This is a genomic window from Geminicoccus flavidas, assembly GCF_009806515.1.
Taxonomy (GTDB): Bacteria; Pseudomonadota; Alphaproteobacteria; order Geminicoccales; family Geminicoccaceae; genus Geminicoccus; species Geminicoccus flavidus.
On sequence record NZ_WUJP01000657.1, the window covers coordinates 1 to 4,448 of the forward strand.

Here is a 4,448-nt window from a genome sequence, read left to right on the forward strand (position 1 = left end):
TTCCATGAAGCCATAGCTGGCCAGCCGCTCCAGCAGATCGGCGACGTCGAGGCCGAGCTTGCCGATGTTGGACTTCAGGGTCAGCTCGTAGGGAGTAACGGCACTGAACATTGGCGCCTTCACGCTCCGCCGCAACCGATCCTGGATGTCCGCGGGAATCCGCTCTGGCTCATACAGCCAGCGCACCACAATGTTGGTGTCGAGCAGGAAGCGCTGCATCTCCAGAGTCATGGAGCCTCGGCCGGAGCCGGCACGTCGCCCCACCACTCCTCGCCCAGGTCTTCCTCAAGGAAGGCGATGGCTTGCCTGTCGAGCGTCCCTTCCAGCCCGCCTACCGGCCGAAGCCGGACAGGTTCCACGGGCTCGATACGGACAACGGGCTTGCCGGCCCGGGCGATGATGACCTCCTCGCCACGCAGGGCAGCCTCGACCAGCTTCGACAGCTGGCTCTTTGCCTCATGCATGTTGACGATCATCCAGAGCCTCCTTCCGTAGCCAATCTAGCTAACCCAACTCATGCCGTCCATTGCGTTGCACAAGAGACCACTCCGGCTCTATCTGCCCCTGCAGGAGGAGTGAGGAACATGGCAGCGTCGAAACTTGCGGTAGGTGTCCTAGGTGCGTCCGGCTACACGGGGGCGGAGCTCCTGCGCCTGCTCGCCCAGCATGACGGGCTGCGGGTCACGACGCTGACCGGCGACCGCATGGCCGGCAAGGAGATCGGCGAGGTCTTCCCACATCTGGCGATGCAGAAGCTGCCGAAGCTGGTGAAGATCGAGGACGTCGACTTCTCCACACTGGACGTGGTGTTCTGCTGCCTGCCGCACGGCACTACCCAGGAGGTGCTGCGCGACCTGCCCCACAACGTAAAGATCGTCGACCTGTCGGCCGATTTCCGCCTCTACGACCCGAAGCAGTACCAGCAGGTCTACGGCCATCCCCATGCCGCGGTCGAGCTGCAGAAGGAGGCGGTGTACGGGCTCACCGAGCACTACCGGGACAAGATCCGGACGACCCGGCTGGTGGCCAATCCCGGCTGCTACACCACCACGGCCGAGCTGCCGCTGATCCCGCTGCTGGCCGAGGAGCTGATCGAGCGCGACCCGATCGTGATTGACGGCAAGTCGGGCGTGTCCGGTGCCGGCCGCTCCCTGCGCGAGAACCTCCTGTTCGCCGAGGCGTCCGACAATTTCTCGGCCTACGGGGTCGGCAACCACCGCCACGCGCCGGAGATCGACCAGTGCCTGGGCGAGTTCGTCGGCGGCAGGGTCGAGGTCAGTTTCACCCCGCATCTGGTACCGATGGGCCGCGGGATCTTCGCCACCATCTATGTCCGGCTGAAAGACGGGGTGGAGGTCGCGGACCTGCAGGAGCGGCTGGCGGAGACTTATGCGGAGGAGCCGTTCGTCCACGTCCTGCCGCCCAAGAGCCTGCCCTCGGTCAAGCAGGTGCGCGGCTCCAACCACTGCCTGATCGCGGTGCATCCCGACCGGGCGGCGGGCCGGGCGATCCTGCTCTCGGTGACCGACAACCTGGTCAAGGGCGCCTCGGGGCAGGCATTGCAGAACATGAACGTCATGGCCGGCTTTGCCGAGACCAGCGGGCTCACCATCGGCCCGCTCTACCCGTGAGCGTCACGCCCGCCGACATCGAGGCAGCGCGAGCGCGGATCGCCGGTGCGGTGGCGTGCACCCCGCTCCGGCTGTCGCGCACCCTGTCCGAGATCACCGGTGCCGACGTTCACCTGAAGTTCGAGAACTTCCAGTACACCGCCTCCTTCAAGGAGCGGGGTGCCCTCAACCGGCTGCTCCAGGCCGATCCGGCGAAGCGGGCGCGCGGCGTGATCGCGATGTCGGCCGGCAACCACGCCCAGGGCGTGGCCTATCACGCGGCTAGGCTCGGCATCCCCGCCACGATCGTGATGCCGGCCTTCACCCCGATCGTGAAGGTGGAGAACACCCGCAAGCTGGGGGCCCGGGTCGAGCTGTCCGGCAGCGGGGTCGAGGAGGCGGCCGACCATGCCCGCCAGATCGCCTCGGCCGAGGACCTGCTGTTCATCCACCCGTTCGACGACCCGCAGGTGATCGCCGGCCAGGGTACGCTCGCGCTGGAGATGCTGGACGAGGTGCCCGAGCTGGAGGTGCTGGTGGTGCCGGTCGGCGGCGGCGGGCTGATCTCGGGGATGGCCATCGCCGCGAAGGCGCGCAAGCCGGCCATCGAGGTGGTGGGCGTGGAGGCGGCCCTCTATCCCACCGTTTGGCGGCTGCGGCGCGGCCTACCCATCGAGGCGGGTGGCCCCACCATTGCGGAGGGCATCGCGGTCAAGCAGCCGGGCAAGGTGACCCTCCCGATCATCGACGCGCTGGTCGACGATGTGATGTTGGTGGACGAGGCGGCGCTGGAGACCGCCGTGCTGATGCTGCTCGAGATCGAGAAGACCGTGGCGGAGGGTGCGGGTGCAGCTGGCCTGGCGGCCCTTCTGGCCAATGCCGACCGCTTCCGCGGCCGCAAGGTCGGGCTCGTGCTGAGCGGCGGCAACATCGACAGCCGGCTGCTCTCGGCGGTCATCCTGCGCGGCCTGGTGCGGACCGAGCGGATGGTGCGCTTCCGGGTCAGCCTGCCCGACCGGCCGGGCAGCCTCACCCAATTGACCGCGCTGATCGCGCGCTGCGGCGGCAACGTGGTGGACGTGGCGCACCAGCGGGCGTTCGCGCGGCTCTCGGTCATGCTGACCGATGTCGACGTGACGATCGAGACACGCAACACCCTGCATGCCCAGCAGATCCGCAACAGCTTGGCCGCGGAGGGCTTCCCGGTACGCGGCCTGGACGAACCGCGCATGACCAGCGGATTGTGATCCGATATAGGATCAAATTCTTTAACCGCGCCCCAACTTCTGGTAGATATCGGGCTCCGTCCCATGCCTCGGAGCGGCCCGGTGCGTGTCCTGATCCTGGCGACCACCCCCAGCCTCGCTGCCGGCCTCGCGCGCGAGCCGGGCGAACGGCTCGACCTGCGCAGCGCCGCCGGCTTGGCCGAAGCCATGCTGCTGCGCGAGCGGCCGGGCTGGCAGCCGGACGCGATCCTGTCCGAGCTGACCCTGCCCGACGGCGAGGGCAGCGAGATCGTGGACGCGCTGGGCCAGGCCTTTCCGGCGGTCCCGCTCCTGTTCGCCACCGCCGGGACCGGTCAACTCCGCCGCCAGCTTCAAGCACTGGCCCTGCCCGCCCCCGCCCCGGCAGCGCGGCCGCCGGGTAACGAACAGCGCGAGTTGCTGGGGGAGATCGAGATCCTGGCGCGCCGCGCGGCGGAGCGGGCGGTGAGCCAGGCGGTTGACCGGTTGATGACGAGGCTGGGCCTGGACGACGAGCAGGGGGTAAAGAACGCGATCCGGCTGGCCCGCGCCTATGAGAACGCGCGTGAGCGGTTCTGGTCGGCGGTGACCTTCGGTCTGGCCAGCGGCCTGCTGATCGCACTGGGCGTGGGCCTGATCGCCCTGGTCAAGGGTGGCCAGCTGGCGCCCTGACCGGTCGGATCATCCGCCGGTAGCGCCCCTCTCCCGAGCCCGAAGATCCCGTCCTTCATATCCGGATATGACTTCAATCAACACGGCCTCTCCGTGCCTAGTTTCCTGTTTTTTTGCAGATTTCCGATTTGTTAACCATGTTATAGCGCAGCCCTGCGCACTAGATGACTGCGCTGCACGACTGAGCATCAGCCATCACATCCGCAATATTTTGGAACCATCCATTTTTTCAGGCAGGGATAGAGCATGGCCGATATTCGTCTCGCCTCCTCCATGGCGATCGTCGGGAGCGTCCTGACTGGCCCGGGCGCATTCTGGGCATGCATGGTACTCTCGCCGCCGAAGGCTTCGCCAGTTCATGGCTAATCCCGATCGGCGCCGCCATCGGCCTCGCCTGCCTGCTGGCAACGTCCTGGCACTATGTCCTGGGCATGTCGCAGCGCGCGCAGGGCGCCATGATCCCGCTGGTGCTCCTCCTGGGTGCGATGGTGACCGGGCTGGCGATCCTCACCTCGTCCTGGTGGCTGACCAGCGCACTTGGCGGTGGCGCGGCGCTGCGCCACCACCATCAGGCCCAGTTTGACGTGCTCGAGACGGCGCTGCGCAAGGTCCAGGACCAGGCTGGGTCGGACTATGCTGTGTTGCAGGAGATAACTGCAGCCCGTAACTCCCTGGCCCGGTTGGCCGACGATGAGGCGGCCATTGGCGCCCTAAGTGGCCAGATGAGCGTCGGACCCATTGCCCGGGATCTCCGCGAGATGTCGGCCAAGCTGGCCGAGGTGCAGGAGGCGACAGGAAGGATCATCACCAGCCGTGAGGACCTGATCGTAAGGGCGCGAACCCAGCTGGACCAGGCAAGACAAGCGTCGCTTGCAGGGATGAGCCCCAAATCGCGCGCAGGCTCACCGATGCCGGCAAGCCC

Annotated in this window: 4 protein-coding genes and 2 pseudogenes; 4 read left to right on the plus strand and 2 right to left on the minus strand. The window is 67.2% G+C overall.

What is annotated here, in order from left to right:
• Together EQG76_RS18630 and EQG76_RS18635 are read right to left on the minus strand one after the other, a co-directional pair.
• Positions 1–219 (minus strand): annotated as a pseudogene (locus EQG76_RS18630) (hypothetical protein); the annotation flags it as partial.
• Positions 220–227: 8 nt separating this feature from the next.
• Complete coding sequence (locus EQG76_RS18635; protein ID WP_159715877.1) at positions 228–476, minus strand: type II toxin-antitoxin system Phd/YefM family antitoxin; 249 nt, start codon at positions 474–476, stop codon at positions 228–230.
• A gap of 108 nt (positions 477–584) precedes the next feature.
• Here EQG76_RS18635 and argC point away from each other — a divergent pair, with 108 nt between their 5' ends.
• The 4 genes and pseudogenes from argC to EQG76_RS18655 form a co-directional block, all read left to right on the plus strand.
• Positions 585–1,631 carry an N-acetyl-gamma-glutamyl-phosphate reductase gene (argC, locus tag EQG76_RS18640; RefSeq protein ID WP_159715878.1) on the plus strand — a complete coding sequence of 349 codons (1,047 nt, stop codon included), beginning with the start codon at positions 585–587 and terminating at the stop codon, positions 1,629–1,631.
• On the plus strand, positions 1,628–2,857 hold the full coding sequence (locus tag EQG76_RS18645; RefSeq protein ID WP_159715879.1) for a threonine ammonia-lyase: 1,230 nt from the start codon (positions 1,628–1,630) through the stop codon (positions 2,855–2,857). Before argC ends, EQG76_RS18645 begins: the two co-directional genes overlap by 4 nt.
• Positions 2,858–2,938: 81 nt before the next feature.
• On the plus strand, positions 2,939–3,526 hold the full coding sequence (locus EQG76_RS18650; protein ID WP_159715880.1) for a response regulator: 588 nt from the start codon (positions 2,939–2,941) through the stop codon (positions 3,524–3,526).
• A 455-nt stretch (positions 3,527–3,981) separates the two neighbouring features.
• A pseudogene (locus EQG76_RS18655) lies at positions 3,982–4,448 on the plus strand (hypothetical protein); the annotation flags it as partial.